General features: G+C 73.5%; 19 protein-coding genes. 14 read left to right on the top strand and 5 right to left on the bottom strand.

The window, feature by feature from the left end; translation table 11 throughout:
• Positions 1-6: 6 nt before the first annotated feature.
• From AB0J76_RS08980 to AB0J76_RS08965, 4 genes are read left to right on the top strand one after another with little or no spacing between them, the layout of a single operon-like run.
• Positions 7-1422, top strand: coding sequence for an ABC transporter substrate-binding protein (locus AB0J76_RS08980; protein ID WP_352327901.1), 1416 nt, complete (start codon positions 7-9; stop codon positions 1420-1422).
• Positions 1419-2342: an ABC transporter permease gene (locus AB0J76_RS08975; RefSeq protein WP_352327902.1), complete on the top strand. Its 924-nt coding sequence runs from the start codon at positions 1419-1421 to the stop codon at positions 2340-2342. Before AB0J76_RS08980 ends, AB0J76_RS08975 begins: the two co-directional genes overlap by 4 nt.
• A complete protein-coding gene (locus tag AB0J76_RS08970) occupies positions 2339-3052 on the top strand; it encodes an ABC transporter ATP-binding protein (protein ID WP_352327903.1) in 714 nt (237 codons plus the stop codon). The genes AB0J76_RS08975 and AB0J76_RS08970 overlap by 4 nt, the downstream gene beginning before the upstream one ends.
• Entirely contained in the window at positions 3053-5716 is a 2664-nt protein-coding gene (locus AB0J76_RS08965; protein WP_364389187.1) for a fumarate reductase/succinate dehydrogenase flavoprotein subunit, read from the top strand.
• Positions 5717-5783: 67 nt separating this feature from the next.
• Here the strand turns inward: AB0J76_RS08965 and AB0J76_RS08960 are convergent, their stop codons facing one another.
• The 3 genes from AB0J76_RS08960 to AB0J76_RS08950 form a co-directional block, all read right to left on the bottom strand.
• Positions 5784-6881, bottom strand: coding sequence for a putative sulfate exporter family transporter (locus AB0J76_RS08960; protein WP_352330038.1), 1098 nt, complete (start codon positions 6879-6881; stop codon positions 5784-5786).
• On the bottom strand, positions 6881-7015 hold the full coding sequence (locus tag AB0J76_RS08955; RefSeq protein WP_352330037.1) for a hypothetical protein: 135 nt from the start codon (positions 7013-7015) through the stop codon (positions 6881-6883). Before AB0J76_RS08955 ends, AB0J76_RS08960 begins: the two co-directional genes overlap by 1 nt.
• 129 nt (positions 7016-7144) lie before the next feature.
• Positions 7145-8041 (bottom strand): TauD/TfdA family dioxygenase, encoded by an 897-nt coding sequence (locus AB0J76_RS08950; RefSeq protein ID WP_352330035.1) that lies wholly within the window; start codon positions 8039-8041, stop codon positions 7145-7147.
• 120 nt (positions 8042-8161) lie between these two features.
• Between AB0J76_RS08950 and AB0J76_RS08945 the strand changes: the two genes are divergently transcribed.
• The 9 genes from AB0J76_RS08945 (at position 8162) to AB0J76_RS08905 (ending at position 15617) form a co-directional block, all read left to right on the top strand.
• A complete protein-coding gene (locus AB0J76_RS08945; RefSeq protein WP_352330033.1) occupies positions 8162-9289 on the top strand; it encodes an LLM class flavin-dependent oxidoreductase in 1128 nt (375 codons plus the stop codon).
• A complete protein-coding gene (locus AB0J76_RS08940) occupies positions 9276-10148 on the top strand; it encodes an amino acid ABC transporter permease (protein ID WP_352330032.1) in 873 nt (290 codons plus the stop codon). Before AB0J76_RS08945 ends, AB0J76_RS08940 begins: the two co-directional genes overlap by 14 nt.
• The gene (locus AB0J76_RS08935; RefSeq protein ID WP_364389184.1) at positions 10145-10900 is read left to right on the top strand and encodes an amino acid ABC transporter ATP-binding protein; all 756 of its coding nucleotides are present in this window, start codon (positions 10145-10147) and stop codon (positions 10898-10900) included. The genes AB0J76_RS08940 and AB0J76_RS08935 overlap by 4 nt, the downstream gene beginning before the upstream one ends.
• 15 nt (positions 10901-10915) lie before the next feature.
• On the top strand, positions 10916-11905 hold the full coding sequence (locus tag AB0J76_RS08930; protein ID WP_352330909.1) for an ABC transporter substrate-binding protein: 990 nt from the start codon (positions 10916-10918) through the stop codon (positions 11903-11905).
• Positions 11902-12366, top strand: a complete 465-nt coding sequence (locus AB0J76_RS08925; protein ID WP_352330907.1) for a GNAT family N-acetyltransferase — start codon at positions 11902-11904, stop codon at positions 12364-12366. The genes AB0J76_RS08930 and AB0J76_RS08925 overlap by 4 nt, the downstream gene beginning before the upstream one ends.
• An 83-nt stretch (positions 12367-12449) precedes the next feature.
• Complete coding sequence (locus tag AB0J76_RS08920; protein ID WP_352330906.1) at positions 12450-13514, top strand: ABC transporter substrate-binding protein; 1065 nt, start codon at positions 12450-12452, stop codon at positions 13512-13514.
• A 12-nt stretch (positions 13515-13526) separates the two neighbouring features.
• On the top strand, positions 13527-14333 hold the full coding sequence (locus AB0J76_RS08915) for an ABC transporter ATP-binding protein (RefSeq protein ID WP_364389181.1): 807 nt from the start codon (positions 13527-13529) through the stop codon (positions 14331-14333).
• Complete coding sequence (locus AB0J76_RS08910) at positions 14330-15193, top strand: ABC transporter permease (protein ID WP_352324790.1); 864 nt, start codon at positions 14330-14332, stop codon at positions 15191-15193. Before AB0J76_RS08915 ends, AB0J76_RS08910 begins: the two co-directional genes overlap by 4 nt.
• A 13-nt stretch (positions 15194-15206) precedes the next feature.
• Positions 15207-15617: an Rrf2 family transcriptional regulator gene (locus AB0J76_RS08905; protein ID WP_352324791.1), complete on the top strand. Its 411-nt coding sequence runs from the start codon at positions 15207-15209 to the stop codon at positions 15615-15617.
• A gap of 8 nt (positions 15618-15625) precedes the next feature.
• Here the strand turns inward: AB0J76_RS08905 and AB0J76_RS08900 are convergent, their stop codons facing one another.
• Together AB0J76_RS08900 and AB0J76_RS08895 are read right to left on the bottom strand one after the other, a co-directional pair.
• Positions 15626-16273 carry a response regulator transcription factor gene (locus tag AB0J76_RS08900; RefSeq protein WP_352324792.1) on the bottom strand — a complete coding sequence of 216 codons (648 nt, stop codon included), beginning with the start codon at positions 16271-16273 and terminating at the stop codon, positions 15626-15628.
• Positions 16270-17454 (bottom strand): histidine kinase, encoded by a 1185-nt coding sequence (locus AB0J76_RS08895; protein ID WP_352324793.1) that lies wholly within the window; start codon positions 17452-17454, stop codon positions 16270-16272. Before AB0J76_RS08895 ends, AB0J76_RS08900 begins: the two co-directional genes overlap by 4 nt.
• A 118-nt stretch (positions 17455-17572) precedes the next feature.
• On the opposite strand from AB0J76_RS08895, the gene AB0J76_RS08890 reads away from it, so the two are divergent.
• Positions 17573-18607: a DUF418 domain-containing protein gene (locus tag AB0J76_RS08890; RefSeq protein WP_352324794.1), complete on the top strand. Its 1035-nt coding sequence runs from the start codon at positions 17573-17575 to the stop codon at positions 18605-18607.
• Positions 18608-18651: the final 44 nt, after the last annotated feature.

The following is an 18651-nucleotide window of genomic DNA, read 5'->3' as shown; positions in this document are numbered from 1 at the left end:
AGCGCGATGCTGCGTAAGGCTCTGACGGCGGCCGCGCTGACGGCCGTCGCGCTGACGGCGGCCGGCTGCTCGGTCTCCGGCGCGACCGGCGGCGAGGACCGGATCAGGATCGTCGTCGGCTACCAGTCCAAGACCATCAACACCGTGACCGCGGGCACGCTGCTGCGCTCGCTCGGCTACCTGGAGAAGCGGCTCGGCCCGGGGTACGCGGTCGAATGGCAGGACTACGACACCGGGGCGCCCATCACCGCCAAGATGGTCGCCGGGAAGATCGACATCGGCTCGATGGGCGACTACCCGCTGCTGATCAACGCCGCCCGCACGCAGGCCGTCCCGGAGGCGCGTACCGAGCTGGTCTCCATCACCGGCTACAACCTGCGCGGCGGGCTGAACATGGTGCTCGTGCCGCCCGCGTCCAAGGCCAGGACGCTGGCCGACCTGGCCGGGGCCAAGATCTCGGCCAGCGTCGGCTCCGCCGGGCACGGGACGCTGGTCCAGGCCCTGGAGCGGGCGGGCGTCACGGACGTGGAGACGGTCAACCACACGCCCGCGGTCGGGGCCGCGCAACTGGAGTCGGGCGGCGTCCAGGGGTACGCCCAGTTCGTGGCCTGGCCCGGCCTGCTCGCCTTCCAGGGCAAGGGCCGCCTGCTGTACGACGGCTCCGCGCTGGACGTGCCGACCTTCCACGGCGTGGTGGTGCGGCAGGCGTACGCCGAGCAGCATCCGCAGGTCGTGGACGCCTTCCTCAAAGCTCAGATCGACGCCACCCGCTACCTGCACGAACACCCGCTGGCGGCGGCCGAGTCGGTGGCCGTCGCGACCGGGCTCCCGCCCGAGGTGGTCTACCTCTACAACGGGCGGGGCGGCATCGCCACCTTCGACGTCACGCTGAAGCAGCGGCTCCAGGCGGCGCACGAGCACGACGTGACCTACCTCAAGCGGATCAGTCCCGACTTCTCCGGCGTGGACGTCGCCTCCTTCGTCGACGACAGCTACCTGCGCAAGGCGTACGGGCCCGCCTACGACGCCGACCGGGCCTCGACCGCCAACCCGGCCGCCGTCACCGGGCACGACGCCGCCTGCGGCATCCCGGCCGGCGATCCGCGGACGGCCTCCGAGCTCTGGCTGACCGGCGAGCCGGACACCCGTCCCGCGGCCACGCCCACGTGCCTGCTCCGGCAGGTCGCCGGGGCCGGAGGGAAGGTGCGCGCGGCGTACGTCCCGGACGCGGCGACCGGCACCCGGTGGTTCGCCGACCGGTCGGTGTGGCTGGCGGACCCGGCCGCCGCCCCCACCGCCCGCCTGCTCCCGTTCACCACCCAGGACGGCGCCGACGCCTACCGCAAGGCCCATCCCAGGACCCGGCCCGTCACCTACGAGGCCGCCCTGAAGGCCGCCGGAAAGGCCGGCGACCCCCGATGACCAGCACCGAAACCCCACCCGCCACTCCGCCCGCCGCCTCGCCCGCCGGTTCCGGCGCGTCGGCCGTCGTGGGCGGGCCTGCCGAAGGGCGCGCCTCCCCGGGCGCCGCCGTTCCCCGGAAGGAGCCCGGCCCGTGGGGCGGGAGAGGGGCGCGGTGGGCGGTCAGGGCCGCCTCGGTGGCGGTGGCCGCGGCGACGTGGCAGGTGCTCACCGTCACCGACGCCCGCCTGTGGCTGCGCTTCGACCGGCTGCCCAGCCTGGACGAGATCGCCGCCCAGGCCGCCCGCCAGCTCGCCACCCGCACCTACTACCTGGACCTCCTCCAGAGCCTGATCAGGATCCTCACCGGCTTCGGCCTGGCCGCCGTCGCCGGGGTCGCCGTCGGCGTGCTGGTGGCCAGGTCGCCCAGGACGGGCGACGTGCTCGGCCCGCTGCTCGAAGCCGTCCGTCCGGTGCCGGCCATCGCGCTGGTCCCCATGGCGATCCTGCTGTTCCCGGCCGACGAGCAGGGCATCGTGTTCATCACGTTCACCGCCGCCTTCTTCCCGGTCATGGTGAGCACCCGCCACGCCGTGCGGGCGCTGCCCACCCTGTGGGAGGACGCGGTCAGGACGCTCGGCGGCCGGCGCCGTCACGTGCTGGTGAACGTCGTGCTGCCCGGGGCGCTCCCCGGCGTCTTCGGCGGGCTGTCCGTCGGCATGGGCGTCGCGTGGATCTGCGTGATCTCGGCCGAGATGATCTCCGGGGAGTTCGGCGTCGGCTACCGCACCTGGATGTCGTACACGATCGTCGACTACCCGGCGGTCATCGTCGGCATGGTCACCATCGGCCTGCTCGGCTGGCTCACCTCGGCCGCCGTCGAGCTGGCCGGGCGCAGGGTGACGCGGTGGCTGCCGCGCGCCGGCGGAGGCGGATCATGACGCTCGGCATCACGCTGGAGTCCCTGTCGCTCGGGTACGCCCGCGAACCGGTCCTGCGCCAGGTCGACCTGGCCGTGCGCCCGGGCGAGGTGCTGGTCGTGGTCGGCGCGTCCGGGTCGGGCAAGTCCACGCTGCTGCGGGCGCTGGCCGGGCTGCTGCGCCCGTACGCCGGCCGGATCGTGGCCGGCGGGACGGAGATCGCCGCCACCTCGCCCGACCGCTCGATGGTCTTCCAGGACGACGCCCTGCTGCCCTGGCGTACCGTCCGGCGCAACGTGGAGCTGCCGCTGCGCATCCGCGGGCTGCCCAGGCGCGAGCGGCGGGCGGCGGCGGAGGAGTGGCTGGCCCGCGTCGGCCTGGCCGGGCACGGCGACCGGCTTCCCCGCGAACTGTCCGGCGGCATGCGCCAGCGCGTGCAGCTCGCCCGCGCCCTGGCCGGGACGCCGCGCGCGGTCCTCATGGACGAGCCGTTCGGCGCCCTCGACGCCCAGACCCGCGCCGGCATGCAGGCGCTCCTGCTCGACGTGCTGCGCGACACCCGCGCCACGGTCGTCTTCGTCACCCACGACGTGGACGAGGCGCTGCTGCTCGCCGACCGGGTCGTGGTGCTCGGCCACGGCGGCGTGCGCGCGGTGATCGAGGTGCCCGGCCCCCGCGAGCCCGGCGCCGACCGGGCGGCCCTGCGCGACCAGATCCTCAAGGAGTTGTGAATGGAGATCTCCCCGATCGAGGACCGCCTGCACCTGGAGTGCGAGGTGCTCGTCGTCGGCGGCGGCACCGCGGGCACCATGGCCGCGATCACCGCCGCCGAGCGCGGCGCGCGGGTGCTGCTGCTGGAGAAGGCCCACGTACGGCACAGCGGCGCCCTGGCCATGGGCATGGACGGCGTCAACAACGCGGTCATCCCCGGCAAGGCCACCCCCGAGGACTACGTCGCCGAGATCACCAGGGCGAACGACGGCGTCGTCAACCAGCGGACCGTCTACCAGACCGCGACCAGGGGCCATGCCATGGTCCGCCGCCTGGAACGCTACGGCGTGAAGTTCGAGAAGGACGAGCACGGCGAGTACGCCGTGCGCCGGGTCCACCGCTCGGGCAGCTACGTCCTGCCGATGCCCGAGGGCAAGGACGTCAAGAAGGTGCTCTACCGGGTGCTGCGGCAGCGGCACATCCGCGACAAGGTGCGCATCGAGAACCGGGTCATGCCGGTCAGGGTGCTCACCTCGCAGGGACGGGCGGTCGGCGTGGCCGGGTTCGACACCCGCTCCGGACGGTTCGTCACCGTGAGCGCGGGAGCGGTGATCCTGGCCACCGGCGCCTGCGGCCGGCTCGGGCTGCCCGCCAGCGGCTACCTCTACGGCACCTACGAGAACCCGGCCAACGCCGGGGACGGCTACGCCATGGCCTACCACGCCGGCGCCGAGCTGAGCGGCCTCGAATGTTTCCAGATCAATCCGCTGATCAAGGACTACAACGGCCCGGCCTGCGCGTACGTGGCCAACCCGTTCGGCGGGTACCAGGTCAACAACCGGGGGGAGCGGTTCGTCGACTCCGACTACTGGTCGGGCCAGATGATGGCCGAGGTCTCCGCCGAGATCGCCTCGGCCAGGGGGCCCATCTACCTGAAGCTGTCCCACCTGCCCGACGAGACCGTCAGCGCCATCGAGGGCATCCTGCACTCGACCGAGCGCCCCACCCGCGGCACCTTCCACGCCGGGCGCGGCCACGACTACCGCACCCACGACGTGGAGATGCACATCTCGGAGATCGGCCTGTGCGGCGGCCACTCGGCGTCGGGCGTGTGGGTGGACGAGCACGGCGCGACCACCGTCCCCGGCCTGTACGCGGCGGGCGACCTGGCCTGCGTGCCGCACAACTACATGATCGGCGCGTTCGTCTTCGGCGACCTGGCCGGGGAGCACGCCGCCGCCCACCACGGGCCCCCCGGGGCGACCCTGCCGCAGGACCAGGTGGCCGCCGCCCACGAGCTGGTCTACCGGCCGCTGCGCAACCCGGACGGGCCGCCGCAGCAGCAGGTGGAGTACAAGCTGCGCCGCTTCGTCAACGACTACGTGGCCCCGCCCAAGACGGGGGCGAAGCTGGAGATCGCGCTGGAGTCGTTCGAGCGCATGCGGGCGGAGATCGCCGCCATGGGCGGGCGGACGCCGCACGAGCTGATGCGCTGCGTCGAGGTGGACTTCATCCGCGACTGCGCGGAGCTGGCCGCGCGCGCCTCGCTGACCCGGACCGAGAGCCGGTGGGGGCTCTACCACGAGCGCGCCGACCGGCCCGGCCGCGACGACGCGGGCTGGCTGTTCCACCTCAACGTGCGCAGGCGCCCGGACGGCGCGACGGAGTTCGTCAAGCGGCCCGTCGAGCCCTACCTGGTGCCCGTCGAGGAGTTCGCGCCCGTCGCCGCCGAGCCGGTGACGCTGGAGGTCGCGGCCACCGCCGCTGTGCGACGGGCGCCGCGGGCACGTCAGGGCCACGCCGCCGTCGGCCGTTCGCCGCGCATCCTGGAGCTGAACCGGCTGGCCGAGGAGCAGCCGTCCGCCGAAGACCTCGCCCCCTACCTCGCCGACCCCGACCCCAAGGTGCGCAGGGCCGCCATCGCCACCCTCACCGAGACCGTGCCGGACGGGACCGGCGCCGCGCTGGCCGCCGCGCTCGCCGACCCGCACGGCACCGTGCGCAGGGCCGCCGCGACCGGCCTGGTGGAGCTGGTCGAGGTGCTGCCGGCCACCCCGGAGCTGGGCCGCGCGCTGACCGGAGCGCTGACCGGCGGCGACGCCCTGGTCCGCGCCGCGGTCCTGGACGTGCTGCGCGCGCTGCGGCTCGGCGGCACACCGGTGTTCGCGGCCGCACTCGCCGACGGCGACCACCGGGTGCGGATCGCGGCCGTCCGCGGGCTGGTCTCGCTGGACGAGTCCGTCCTGCTGGCCGGGGCGGCCGGCGATCCCTCCCGGGAGGTGCGCGTGTGGGTGGCCAAGGGCATCGGGGCGGTCGGGAAGCCGTCGGCGGCGCTGGCGACGTTGGCCGGGGACGGTGACCCGCTGGTCAGGGCCGCCGCGCTGGAGGCGTCGGGCGCGGTGGGTGAGCCGCTGGAGCGGGAGGCCGTACGAGGGCTGGCCGACCCGGCGTGGGAGGTGCGGGTGGGGGCGGCGCGCTGCCTGGCCGCCGCCGGCCCGCGGACGGCGGCGGCACCGCTGGTGGCGGCGCTGTCGGACGGCAACCTCGACGTGCGCAAGGCCGCCGTGCTCGCGCTGGCCCCCTGGGCGGCGGCGCCGGACGTGGCCGCCGCCCTGCGGGATGCGCTCGCCGACACCGACGCCGACGTGCGCGCCCACGCGGGCAAGGCCCTGTCCCAGCGCTGAACGCGCCGCCCGACCGGACCCCCTGTCCTCGGCGGAACTCCGGCCTGGACCCAGGGGAACGGCCCGATCAGCCGGCTGTGAAGCCGGAGAACAGGGCCAGCGCCAGGGCCAGGGCGACGACCACGTTCACCACCGTCGCGGCGGCGAACACGACGACCGGCCGCCAGCCGGCCGCCCGCAGCGCCGCCACCCGGAACTCCAGCCCGATGCTGACGAACGCCAGGATCAGGAACCAGGTCCGCAGGTCGTTGGCGACCCCGATGACCGCCTTGCCCTCGCCGGCGGGGACCGTCGTGAGCCACCAGGTGGCGATCACGGACGCGGCGACGAACCCGAGCACGAACTTCGGGAAACGCCGCCACAGCTCGGCCGCCCCCGGCCGCTCGGCGTCCGCCCGCCGCTCGACCCGGAAGGCGAACCAGGCGGTCAGCGCGACCACGACGACGCCGATGAGCGCGTTCTGGGTGACCTTGACGATCGTGGCGATGGCCAGGGCGTCCTCGCCCGCGATCGTGCCGGCGGCGGTGACGGCGGCGGTGGTGTCGATGTTGCCGCCGATCCAGGCCCCCGCCACCTCGGGCGGCAGCCCGAACGCCGAGGCCAGGGCGGGCAGGATGAAGATCGACGGCAGCGCGAACGCGATCACCAGGCTCGCGCTGTAGGCCAGCTGCTCCTTCCTGGCCTGGACGGCCCCCGCCGCCGCGATGGCCGCGCTGACCCCGCAGATCGACACGGCCGACGACAGCAGCGCGCGCAGCCGGTCGTCGAGCCCGAGCCGCCCGCCGAGCCACCAGGTGAACAGGAACACCGTGCTGATCAGCACGATCGCCTGGAGCACGGCCGGCCCGGCGGCGGTCACGATCACCTTGAGGTTGATGGACGCGCCGAGCAGCACCAGGCCGGTCTTGATGAAGAACTCGGTGCGGAACCCGCCGGCCAGCCGCTCCCGCAGCCCGGCCGCGGTCAGCAGCGCGTTGCCGAGCAGCCCGAGGGCGATCGCGTAGATCGGGAACTCGACGGCCTTGGCCAGCCCGGAGTCCGGGAACCAGCCGGGCACGCCCTTCTCCAGGAACCGGGTCGCGGCGGCCAGCACGAGGACGACCAGGACGCCGAGCGCCGTCCCTCGCCAGGTCGCGCGGTCGGCGGTGACGGTCTCGGCGCTCATCAGGGCACCAGCCCGACGGGGATGACGCCGGTGAGGACGAGGACGAGCAGGACCAGGCCGACGGCCGTGGCGGCCCAGTCCTCGTTGATCGCGACGCGGCTCTCGCGTCCAGTGGGGGATTCGCCGGTGCTCATGGGCGTGCCTTTCAGGTGGGGGATGGGAGGTGCGGGCGGGGCCCAGCCAACCCCGCCCGCACTGGCTTCGGCCGATCCGCGAGGCCCCGGCCACGGCGACGTTCGTGGCCGGGGCAGCCCCGGGGAGGGTCAGGCGGCGATCGGCGAGTAGGTCGCGGCGTCGCCGCTCAGCGCGGTGCTGGTCCGGCCGTCCACGCCGACCGGCACGTCCCCGGCGATCGTGACCCGGTGCAGGCGGCGGGGACGGTCGCCGAAGTCGTGCACCACGCGGTGCTGGGTGGCCCGGTTGTCCCAGATCGCCACGTCACCGGGCGACCAGCGCCAGCGGACGGTGTTCTCCACCTCGGTGACGTGCTCCTGGACCAGCCGGATGATCGACCCGGAGGTGTGCCCCGACAGGCCGCTCAGCCGCTTGGCGAAGTCGCCGAGCAGGATCGAGCGCTCGCCGGTCTCCGGGTGCACGCGCACGACCGGGTGCTCGGTCTCGAACAGGGTGGAGGCGAACACCTCGGCGTGCTCGCGGGCGCGCTCGTCGATCGTGGCCGTGCGGACGTAGTCGTACTGGTTGGTGTGCACGGCGCGCAGCCGGTCGAGCAGGTCGCGCAGCTCGGCGGGCAGGTTCTGGTACGCGCTGACGGTGTTGGCCCACAACGTGTCGCCGCCCGCCTCCGGCACGACGACCGCGCGCAGCACCGAGGCCAGCGGCGGCCGGTCCACGAACGTCACGTCGGTGTGCCAGCGGTCGACCTTCTGGCCGTTGCTGTAGTCGAGGTCCAGGATGTGGGCGTTGCCGTGCAGCGCGGGCACGGTCGGGTGGGCGGCGGTCGGCTCGCCGAGCAGCCGGGCGAAGCCCACCTGGCTCTGCTCGTCGAGGTGCTCCTGACCGCGCAGGAAGATCACTTTGTGGGTGAGGAGGGCCTGGCGGAGCTCGGCCACGACATCGGGGTGCAGATCGGGCGCGAGCCGCACTCCGGTGATCTCGGCTCCTATACGGCCGGCGACGGGGGTGATGGTCAGGGATGGCATGGTGTCCTTCCTTCCGTACGCCTCCACCGTAGATAAAAACCAACTAAATTGGTAGGGCTTGACGGAATAGGATCGCCGTGCTGGGGTGAAAGGCGTTCACGACGCCAGAAAGGCCGCGACATGCCTGTGGAGTTCCTCGGTATCGGTGGCACCAACGACGGCTCGGAGACCTCGCCCCGCTCGGGCCCCTCCTTCGACAAGCAGTACACGCTCCGGCTCGCGCGGGCCCACCAGGAGCACGGCTGGGACCGGGTGCTGTTCGCCTACGGCTCAGGCTCGCCCGACCCGGCCCAGGTGGCCGCGTACGTCGCGAGCCGGGTCGAGGACCTGGGGATCCTGCTGGCCCACCGGCCGAACGTGTCGTACCCGACGTACGCCCTCAAGACCTTCGCCACGCTCGACCAGATCAGCGACGGCCGCCTGACCGTGCACTTCATCACCGGCGGCAACGACCACGAGCAGGGCAGGGAGGGCGACCTCCTGACCAAGGACGAGCGGTACGCCAGGACCAGGGAGTACATCCGGATCGTCAAGAAGGGGTGGACCTCCAGGGAGCCGTTCGACCACGAGGGCGCCCACTACTCCTTCAGGGACTTCGTCTCCGACGTCTTCCCGGTCCAGCGGCCGCGGCCGCAGGTGTCCTTCGGCGGCTCGTCGCCCGCGGCGTACGCGGCCGGCGGGGCCGAGGCCGACGTCTACTGCCTGTGGGGCGAGCCGCTGGCCGAGACCGCGCAGCAGATCGCCTCGGTCAAGGAGGCGGCCCGCGCGGCCGGGCGGGCCGACGTGCCGCGCATCCAGGTGGCCTTCCGGCCGATCATCGCGCCCACCGAGGAGCTGGCCTGGGAGAAGGCGCACCGGATCCTGGGCGAGCTACGACAGTCCCGGGCGAACCCGCGGCGGCGTCCCGTGGGCCCGCCGCAGAACGCCGGGTCGCTGCGGCTGCTGGAGGTGGCCGCCAGGGGAGAGCGGCACGACCGCGTCCTGTGGACGCCCACCGCGGCGGCCACCGGCGCCGCCGGCAACTCCACCGCCCTGGTCGGCACCCCGGAGACGGTCGCGCAGGCCCTGCTCGACTACTACGACCTGGGCGTGGAGATCCTCTCGGCGCGCGGCTACGCGATCCTGGACGACGCCGTCGACTTCGGCCGGCACGTCATCCCGCTGGTCCGCGCGGAAGTGGCCCGGCGCGACGCCGCCCGCGACAAAGCCGCCCGCGACGACGTGCGTGCGGGCCATGGCGCTGCGTGACACGGCCGCGGCCGTGCCCGCCGCCGGGCGGGAGGAGCCCGCGCCGAAGGTCGTGACCGCCCGCCGCCCGTTACGGACGGTGGCCGCCCTCGGCGTGCTGGTGCTGCTGGCGATGGCGGCCAACGCCCTGGTCACCAACCCCGCCTGGGAGTGGGACGTCGTCGCCATGTACCTGTTCGCGCCCTCCGTCCTGCGCTCGGTGCTGCTCACGCTGGAGCTGACCGCGCTGGGCATCGGGCTCGGGTTCGCGCTCGGCACCCTGCTCGCCCTCATGCGCCTGTCGGCCAACCGGCTGCTGGCCGCGGTGGCCTGGGGGTACGTGTGGCTGTTCCGCTCGGTGCCGCTGATCCTGCAACTGCTGTTCTGGTACAACCTGGCGCTGCTGTACCCGAGGTTGTCGTTCGGGGTGCCGTTCGGGCCGGCCTTCTTCGACGTCGGCACGATGGACCTGATCGGGCCGGTCACCGCCGCCGCGCTCGGGCTCGCGCTGCACCAGGCGGCCTACGCCGCCGAGATCGTCCGCGGCGGCCTGCTGTCGGTCGATCCGGGGCAGCGGCTGGCCGCGGCGGCGCTGGGCGTGCCGAGGGCCCGCCGGTTCTTCCGGATCATCCTGCCGCAGGCCATGCGGACGATCGTGCCGAACGCCGGCAACGAGATCGTCAGCCTGGTCAAGGGCACCTCGGTGGTCTACATCATGGCCCTGCCCGAGCTGTTCTACCAGGTACAGGTGATCTACAACCGCAACGGCAGGGTGATGGCGCTGCTGCTGGTCGCGACCGTCTGGTACCTCGTCCTGACCACCACGCTCTCGGTCGGGCAGCACTTCGTGGAGCGCCACTACGGCAGGGGCCGCTCATGATGGTGGAACTGGCCGGCGTGCACAAGAGCTTCGGCGCGCTGCACGTGCTCAAGGGCATCGACCTGCGCGTACGCCAGGGCGAGGTGGCGGTGGTGCTCGGGCCGTCCGGCTCGGGCAAGTCCACCCTGCTGCGCGTGATCAACCATCTGGAGAAGGTGGAACGCGGGACGGTCACGGTCGACGGCGAGCTGCTGGGCTACCGGCGCGCCGGCGACCACCTGTACGAGCTGCCCGAACGCGAGATCCTCCGCCAGCGCACCAGCATCGGCTTCGTCTTCCAGAACTTCAACCTCTTCCCCCACCTCACCGTCAGCCAGAACATCGCCGAGGCCCCGCTGTCGGCCCAGCGCCGGCCGCGCGCCGAGGTGGCCGAGCTGACCGCGCGCCTGCTCGACCGGGTCGGGCTGGCCGGCAAGGCGGCGGCCTACCCCCGCACGCTCTCCGGCGGCCAGCAGCAGCGCGTCGCCATCGCCAGGGCGCTGGCCCTGGAGCCCAAGGTGGTGCTGTTCGACGAGCCCACCTCCGCCCTCGACCCGGAGCTCGTCGGCGAGGTGCTGGAGGTCATGAAGGACCTGGCCCGCAGCGGCACGACCATGATCGTCGTCACGCACGAGATCGGCTTCGCCCGGGAGGTGGCCGACACCGTCGTGTTCATGGACGAGGGCCGCATCGTCGAGCGCGGCCCGGCCGCGCAGGTCCTCGACGCCCCGCGCCACGAGCGCACCCGCGCCTTCCTCGGCAAGGTCCTCTGATCACAAGGAACCCCCATGCGTCTCACCGCCGTGCCTGCACTCCTGCTGATCCTGTCCGCCACCGTCACCACCACCGCCTGCGCGGCCGAACCCGCGCTCGTCCCCAGAGCCGGCGAGGGGACCGCTGCCGACGGCGCGGTCACCGGCCGCGCCGTCGACACCGGTCCCGACCAGAAACGGGTGCGCACCGGCAAGGTCGCGAGCATCGCCGCCCGGGTGCCCGCCGAGATCGCGCGGGACGGCCGGCTCACCGTCGGCTTCAGCGTCCAGAGCTCGCCGCCGCTGGTCTTCCCGGCCAGTGACGACGTCACGCTGATCGGCGTGGAGACCGACCTCGCCCAGCTCGTGGCGGACGTGCTCGGCCTGGAGCTGGAGCCGGAGAGCTCCTCCTGGGAGAACCTGTTCCTGGGGGCCAAGTCCGGCAAGTACGAGGCCGTGTTCAACAACGTCACCGTCACCGAGGAGCGCAAGGACGTCTACGACTTCGCGACGTACCGGATCGACCAGCTCGCCTGGCAGGTTCCCGCCTCCAGCCCGATCAGGAGGATCGCCGGGCCCGCCGACGTGGCCGGGCTGCGGGTCTCGGTCGGCTCGGGCACCAACCAGGAGAAGATCCTGCTCGACTGGGACGCCCAGAACCGGAAGGCCGGCCTGAAGCCGGTCGAGATCCTCTACTACCAGAAGTACGGCGACGTGCTGCTCGCCCTGAAGTCCGGGCACGTGCAGGCGTACTTCGGCCCCAACCCGACCATCGCCTACAACGTCGCGGTCAGCGGCGGCTCCAGGATCGTGGGCACCGCCTCGGGCGCCGGGCCGGGCCTGCAGGGGCTCATCGCGGCGATGACGAAGAAGGGCAACGGCCTGGTCGGGCCGGTGCACGACGCGCTGGCCGCGGTGATCGGGAACGGGACGTACCGGCAGGTGCTCGACCGGTGGGGGCTGGCCAACGAGGCGGTCCCCGAGTCCAGGGTCAACCCGCCGGGCCTGCCGAGGCAGCGCGGTTGAGCGCGCCCGCCTTCGAGGTCCGCCTGGTCGCGCCGGACGATCCCGCCGTCCGGCCGCTGCTGGCGGACCTCGCGCTGGAGTACACCAGCCGGTACGGCGCCAACGACGAGCTGAACCGGTACCCGGCCGAGGAGTTCACGCCGCCGGACGGGGCCTTCCTCGTCCTGGTGGTGGGCGGCGAGACCGTGGCGGGCGGGGCGTTCCGCCGCTACGACGCTGAGACGGCCGAGCTGAAGCGGGTGTGGACGCATCCCGGCCACCGCAGGCGCGGCCTGGGCGCGGTCGTCGTACGGGAGCTGGAACGCGAGGCCGCCCGCCGCGGCTACCTGCGGATCCACCTGACCACCGGCCCCCGCCAGCCCGAGGCCGTCGCCCTGTACCTGGCCGGCGGCTACACCCCGCGCTTCGACCCGGACGACCGTCCGAAGCGCGGCCCGCTGCCTTTCGTGAAGAGTCTGTGACCCAGAGTGGGATTGACGAGCACCCTCCCTTGCTCCTATAAACACTCTAAAGCCACTAAATAAGTGGGAAATAGGGAGAAGAGATGAACGCTCGCAGGGTTCGCGTAACGGTGGCCACCCTGGCCGCCCTGGCGCTCACGACCATGGCGGCCGCCTGTGGGGGCAGCGGCAGCCCTGCGGACAGCGGCGCGAAGAGCGGGGGAGCCGGCGCCACGCAGGTGCGTCTGGGCTTCTTCCCCAACATCACCCACGCCACCGCCCTGGTCGGCGTGGAGAAGGGCATCTACGCCAAGCACCTCGGCGCCGCGCCCAAGACCAGCACGTTCAACGCCGGCCCGGCGGCGATCGAGGCCGTGTTCTCCGGCGCCATCGACGCCACCTACGTCGGCCCCAACCCGGCCATCAACGCCTGGTCGAAGTCCAAGGGCCAGGCCATCAAGATCGTCGCCGGCGCGGCGTCCGGCGGCGTGTTCCTCGTGGTCAAGCCCGGGATCAACTCGGTGGAGGACCTCAAGGGCAAGAAGATCGCCACCCCGCAGCTCGGCAACACCCAGGACGTCGCGCTGCGCTACTGGCTGACCGAGAAGGGCATCAAGACCGACACCAAGGGCGGCGGCGAGGTCTCGATCGTGCCCCAGGAGAACTCCCAGACCATCCAGACCTTCGCCACCGGCGACATCGACGGCGCCTGGGTGCCCGAGCCGTTCGCCAGCCGCCTGATCAAGGAGAGCGGCGGCAAGGTGCTGGTCGACGAGCGCGACCTGTGGCCGAACAAGCAGTTCGTGATCACCCACCTGATCGTCCGCCAGGCGTGGGCCAAGGAGCACCCCGACCTGCTCAAGAAGCTGATCGAGGCGCACGTCGAGGCCAACGACGTCATCGCCAAGGACCCGGCCGGCGCCGCGCAGACCGCCAACGCCGCCCTGCAGAAGCTGACCGGCAAGCCGCTCAAGCCCGAGGTGCTGGACAGCGCGTTCAAGAACATCACCTTCACCAACGACCCGATCGCCTCGTCGCTGGTGGGCAGCGCCGAGCACGCGACCAAGGTCGGCCTCCTCGACCCGGTCGACCTGAACGGCATCTACGACCTCAAGGTCCTCAACGAGGTCCTCGCCGCCAAGGGCCAGCAGACCATCTCCGACAAGTAGGAGGCGCACGCGATGTCCGCTCCGCTCACGGAGCAGGTCACCGGCCGGGTCGAGGGGCAGAGCCCCGCGATCCGGCTGGAGGCCGTCTCCAAGCTCTACGGTCAGGGCCGGACGGCCCTGCAAGCCCTCGACCAGGTCTCGCTGTCGGTGGCGCCCGGCGAGTTCGTCTGCCTGCTCGGCGCGTCCGGCTGCGGCAAGAGCACGCTGCTGTCGCTGGTCGCCGGGCTCGACCGGCCCACGGCCGGCCGGATCGACGTGGACGACGCCCGCGTCGCGCTCATGTTCCAGGAACCCGCGCTGTTCCCCTGGCTGACCGTCTCGGCCAACGTCGAGATGGCGCTGCGCGCCAAGGGCGTGAGCAAGCAGGAACGCCGGGACCGGGCCACCGAGTTCCTCGACATCGTCCACCTGGGCGGGTTCGGCAGGAAACGGCCGCACGAGCTGTCCGGCGGCATGCGCCAGCGCGTCGCCCTGGCCAGGGCGCTCGCCCAGGACGCCGACGTGCTGCTGATGGACGAGCCCTTCGGCGCCCTGGACGCCATGACCCGCGACCTGCTGCACGACGAGCTCGAACGCATCTGGCGGGAACGCGGCCTGTCGGTCCTGTTCGTCACCCACAACGTGCGCGAGGCCGTCCGGCTCGGCGACCGGGTCGTGCTGCTGTCCAGCCGGCCGGGGCGGGTGGTCGAGGACTTCCCCGTCGCGCTGCCGCGGCCCCGCCGTACCGACTCGGGCGAGGTGGCCGAGCTGGCGGGGGAGATCACCGGCCGCCTCCGCCAGGAGGTCCTGCGCCACGCCCGTCAGGAGGAGCCCGCATGACCACGACGGACACCCACGCCCAGCAGCTCGCCGGGCTCGACGCGCTGGAGCTGGGCACCGGCCACCGCGCCGGCCCGGCCTCCCGGCTGTGGGCGGGGTTGTGGCCGATCGCCACGGCCGTGCTCATCGTGCTGGCCGTCTGGCAGGCCGTGGTGTGGGCGGGCTGGTGGCCCGAGTACGTCTTCGCCGGGCCGGTCACCACGCTCGCCGAGCTCGGGCACCGGCTCGGCGACCCCGAGTTCTACACCGCGCTGACGGTCACCATGCGCCGCGCGGTCACCGGGTTCGCCCTGGCGATCGCCGTCGGACTGGTCGTCGGCGCGCTGGTCTCGCGGATCGGGCCGCTGCGCCGCGCCACGGGCTCGCTGATCACCGGCCTCCAGACGATGCCGTCCATCGCCTGGTTCCCGCTGGCCATCCTGCTGTTCGGGCTGTCGGAGAGCGCGATCCTGTTCGTGGTGGTGCTGGGCGCGGCGCCGTCCATCGCCAACGGCCTGATCACTGGAGTGGACTACACGCCGCCGATCCTGCTGCGCGCCGGGCACATGCTCGGCTTCCGCCGGATCGCCCTCTACCGGCACGTCATCCTGCCGGCCTCGCTGCCGTCGTTCCTGGCCGGGCTCAAGCAGGGCTGGGCGTTCGCCTGGCGCTCGCTGATGGCCGGTGAGCTGCTGGTCATCATCGCCAACCAGGCCTCGCTGGGTGAGCAGCTCCACTACGCCCGCGAGCTGGCCGACTCGCCCGGCCTGCTCGCGACCATGATCGTCATCCTGGTCATCGGCATCGTGGTGGACCGCGTCTTCGGCCTGGCGGACGACGCGCTGCGCCGCCGCTGGGGCCTGCACCAGGTGAGCACCTGAGCAGTAGACGGTCATGCGGATCTCCGCCAGAACCCAGTACGCCCTGCGCGCCGCGGCCGAGCTGGCCGCAGCGCCGCCGGGCCCCATGCCCGCCGAGAAGATCGCCACGGCCCAGGGCATCCCCCGCAAGTTCCTCGACAACATCCTGCTGCAGCTGCGCCGGGCGGGCCTGCTGCACAGCCAGCGCGGCCCCGACGGCGGCTACTGGCTGGCCAGGCCCGCCGGCGAGATCACCCTCGCCGACATCGTGCTGATCGTCGAAGGCGTCTCCGAGGGCGGCGACCACGGCGGCTATCCCGGCGTGGCCAGCCCGCTCGCCGAGGTGTGGAGCGCGCTGCGCGACCACGAGGAGATGATGCTGGCCGACATCACGCTGGCCGACATCGCCCGCGCGAGCGTGCGGCTGGGCGACGAGCCGCGCTGAGGACGTCCCTAGCCCGCCACCCCGTTCTCCCAGGCCCACGCGATGATCTCGACCCGGTTGCGTACGCCCAGCTTGTCGAGGATGGCCGAGATGTGGCCCTTCACGGTGCTCAGCGAGATGTGCAGGGCGGCGGCGATCTCCTGGTTGGTGCGTCCGGCGGCCACGGCGCGCACCACGTCGGTCTCCCGCTCCGACAGCGGGTGCACCGCCCCCGCCGCGCGCGGCGCCCGCCTGGCCAGGCGGCCCAGCAGGCGCGGCGTGATCGACGGCGAGATCAGGGCGTCCCCCGTGCTGGCCGCCCGTACGGCCTCGGCGAGCAGGGCCGGGCCGGCGTCCTTCAGCACGAACCCGGCCGCGCCGCAGCGCAGTGCGTCGTAGACGTACTCGTCCAGGTCGAAGGTGGTGACCACGACCACCGGCAGCGGGTCGGGCACGCCGGCGCCGGCCAGGGCGCGGGTGACCGCGATGCCGTCCATGCCGGGCATGAGGATGTCCACCAGGCAGACGTCGGGGCGTACCCGCCGGGCCAGCTCCACGGCCTCGGCGCCGTCCCGGGCCTCGGCCACCACGCGGATGTCGGGCTGGTCCTCCAGGATCAGCCGCAGGCCCCGGCGGACCATCGCCTGGTCGTCGGCCAGCAGCACGCCGATCGTCATCGCCGCCTCCCGAGCGGCCCCGTGAGTGGCCCCGTGAGTGGCCCCGTGAGTGGCAGGGTCGCGTGGACCGACCAGCCGCCCTCCGGCCGGGGGCCCGCGCGCAGGGTGCCGTCGAGGGCCTCGACGCGTTCGCGCATGCCGAGCAGGCCGTAGCCGCCGCGGCCCCGGGACGGCGGCGCGGGCGGCGCGTCGTCGGCGACCTCGACCACGACCGCGCCGTCCCGCCCGGCGGCCTCGACCGTGACCTCGACGGTGACCATGCGGGCGCGGGCCGCGTGGCGGGCGACGTTCGTCAGCGACTCCTGGACGATCCGGTAGACGGTGCTGGTCACCTCCGGCGGCCAGTTCTCGGCCTCGCCGGGGACGCGCAGGGTCACGGGCGGGCCGTCGAAGCCGCCGACCAGGTCGGCGAGCCGGCCGGGCGGCCCCGGCACGTCGTCACCGGCGTCGCGCAGCAGGCCCACGACGCGGCGCAGCGCGGCCAGGGCTCCGGCGCCGGCGTCCTCGATGTCCTCCAGCGACTCCTCCAGCGGGCCCGACCCCCTGCGGGCCAGCAGCCGGGCGGCCTGGGCCTGCAGGACGATGCCGGTCAGATGGTGGGCGGCCACGTCGTGCAGCTCCCTGGCCAGCCTGCGGCGCTCGTCGTGCCGGACGTGATCGGCGGCCGACAGGCGGCGCGCCGCCAGCAGCCGCAGGCCGCCCCCGACGCCCAGGGCGGCCAGCCAGCCGGCCACGTTGAGCCCCACCGTGGCCCCGTTGTGCGCGCCGGGCACGCTCGCCGCGGCGACCGCGAGCCCGCCGGCCGCGACGGCGCAGGCGGACCGTGCGGGAAGCGTCCTGACCGCCGACCCGACCAGCACGGACAGGCCCAGCACCATGGCCGGTCCCGGCTCGTTAGGCAGCCCGGCCCACGCGGCGACCAGGACGGCCGCGGCCGCGATCACCAGCCCGCCCACGGCCGTCCACACCGGGGACAGGCGGCGCGCCAGGGCCAGCGCGCACACCGCCGCCCCCGCCGCGCAGTCGAACACCCAGTAGCCGCCGCCCCAGCTGCCGGCGATCAGACCGGCCCAGAAGACGAGCACGGCGACGGCCGCCACCGCCAGCGCGGCCTCCGCCGCCACGGCCGCGGCCCGCCGCCCGTCGGGCCAGGCGAGCTCCGGCCGGTTCCGCACGTTCACGCACCCAGGCTAGGGAGGCCGGTCCGCCCGGCACACCGGCCGAAAGTACGGTCGCCGCGGCCCGAACCCTGCTTTGGACCCTCCCCGCGCCCCGCCGCCCACCGCACGATGAGGTTCCATGCCCTATGACGACCCGCGGCCCGCCCGCGCCCTGCCCCAGGACCGCACGCCCCCCGCCGCGCCCGGGCGGTCGCGCATCATCGCGCTCGACGTCGTGCGCGGTTTCGCCCTGTGCGGGATCCTGCTGGCCAACGTCCAGCCGATCTCGCACGCCGGCACCGACCCGGTCACCGCGCAGCACGCGACGCTCGACGACACCGCCCGCTGGCTGGGCCTGCTCGTCGAGCAGCGCTTCTTCCCGATCTTCTCGCTGCTGTTCGGCGTCGGCTTCTCGCTGCTGCTCGACTCGGCCGCCGCCCGCGTGCCCCACCCGCGGGCGTTGCTGCTGCGCAGGCTCCTCCTGCTGGCCTGCATGGGCCTGGCGCACATGTTCCTGCTGTGGCGCGGCGACATCCTGACCGTCTACGCGGTCGTCGGCCTGGTGGTGCTGCTGCCCTCGACGTGGTTGCCGCGCTGGGCCGTGGCCGGGCTGGCCGCCGTGCTCGTCGTCGCGGCGCTGGTCGTCTTCGGCGGCGGCACGATGCTGGTGCCCGGCCTGTTCCTGCTGGGCTCGGCCCTCACCAGGTACGGCGTGATCGACCGGATCGACAGCTCCACCCGCGTCCCGGCGCTGCTGGCCCTGGGCTTCGCCGCGGCCACCGTCCCGGCGCTCATGTGGCAGGCCGGAAGCACGCCCGTGCCCCTGCCGATGGCCGCGTCCGGGCTGCTCATGGCCGGTCTGTACGTGTGCGTCCTGCTCGTCCTGCTGAGGACGCCGTTGCGGCCGGTGTTGCGGGCCGTCTTCGCCCCGCTGGGCCGCATGGCGCTGACGAACTACCTGAGCGCCACCGTCCTGGTCCTGGTCCTCGGCAAGCTGGCCGGCGGCCCGCCGGAGGGCTGGACGCTGTCCACGATCGCGGGGATCGCCGCCGTCATCCTGGCTCTGCAGTGGGTGTGGTCCACCCTCTGGCTGCGCCGGTACCGCTTCGGCCCGCTGGAATGGTTGTGGCGCTGGGCCACCTGGGGCCGCCGTCCCGCCCAGCGCGCCCGGTGAGGCCGTAGGGAATTCTGGGACGAACCCTGCAACCCTCCGCCCGG

It is taken from the genome of Nonomuraea sp. NPDC049624 (genome assembly GCF_040675255.1).
GTDB lineage: Bacteria > Actinomycetota > Actinomycetes > Streptosporangiales > Streptosporangiaceae > Nonomuraea.
The sequence above is the reverse complement of the archived record's forward strand: the minus strand, read 5'-3'. Positions and strand labels throughout refer to the sequence as shown.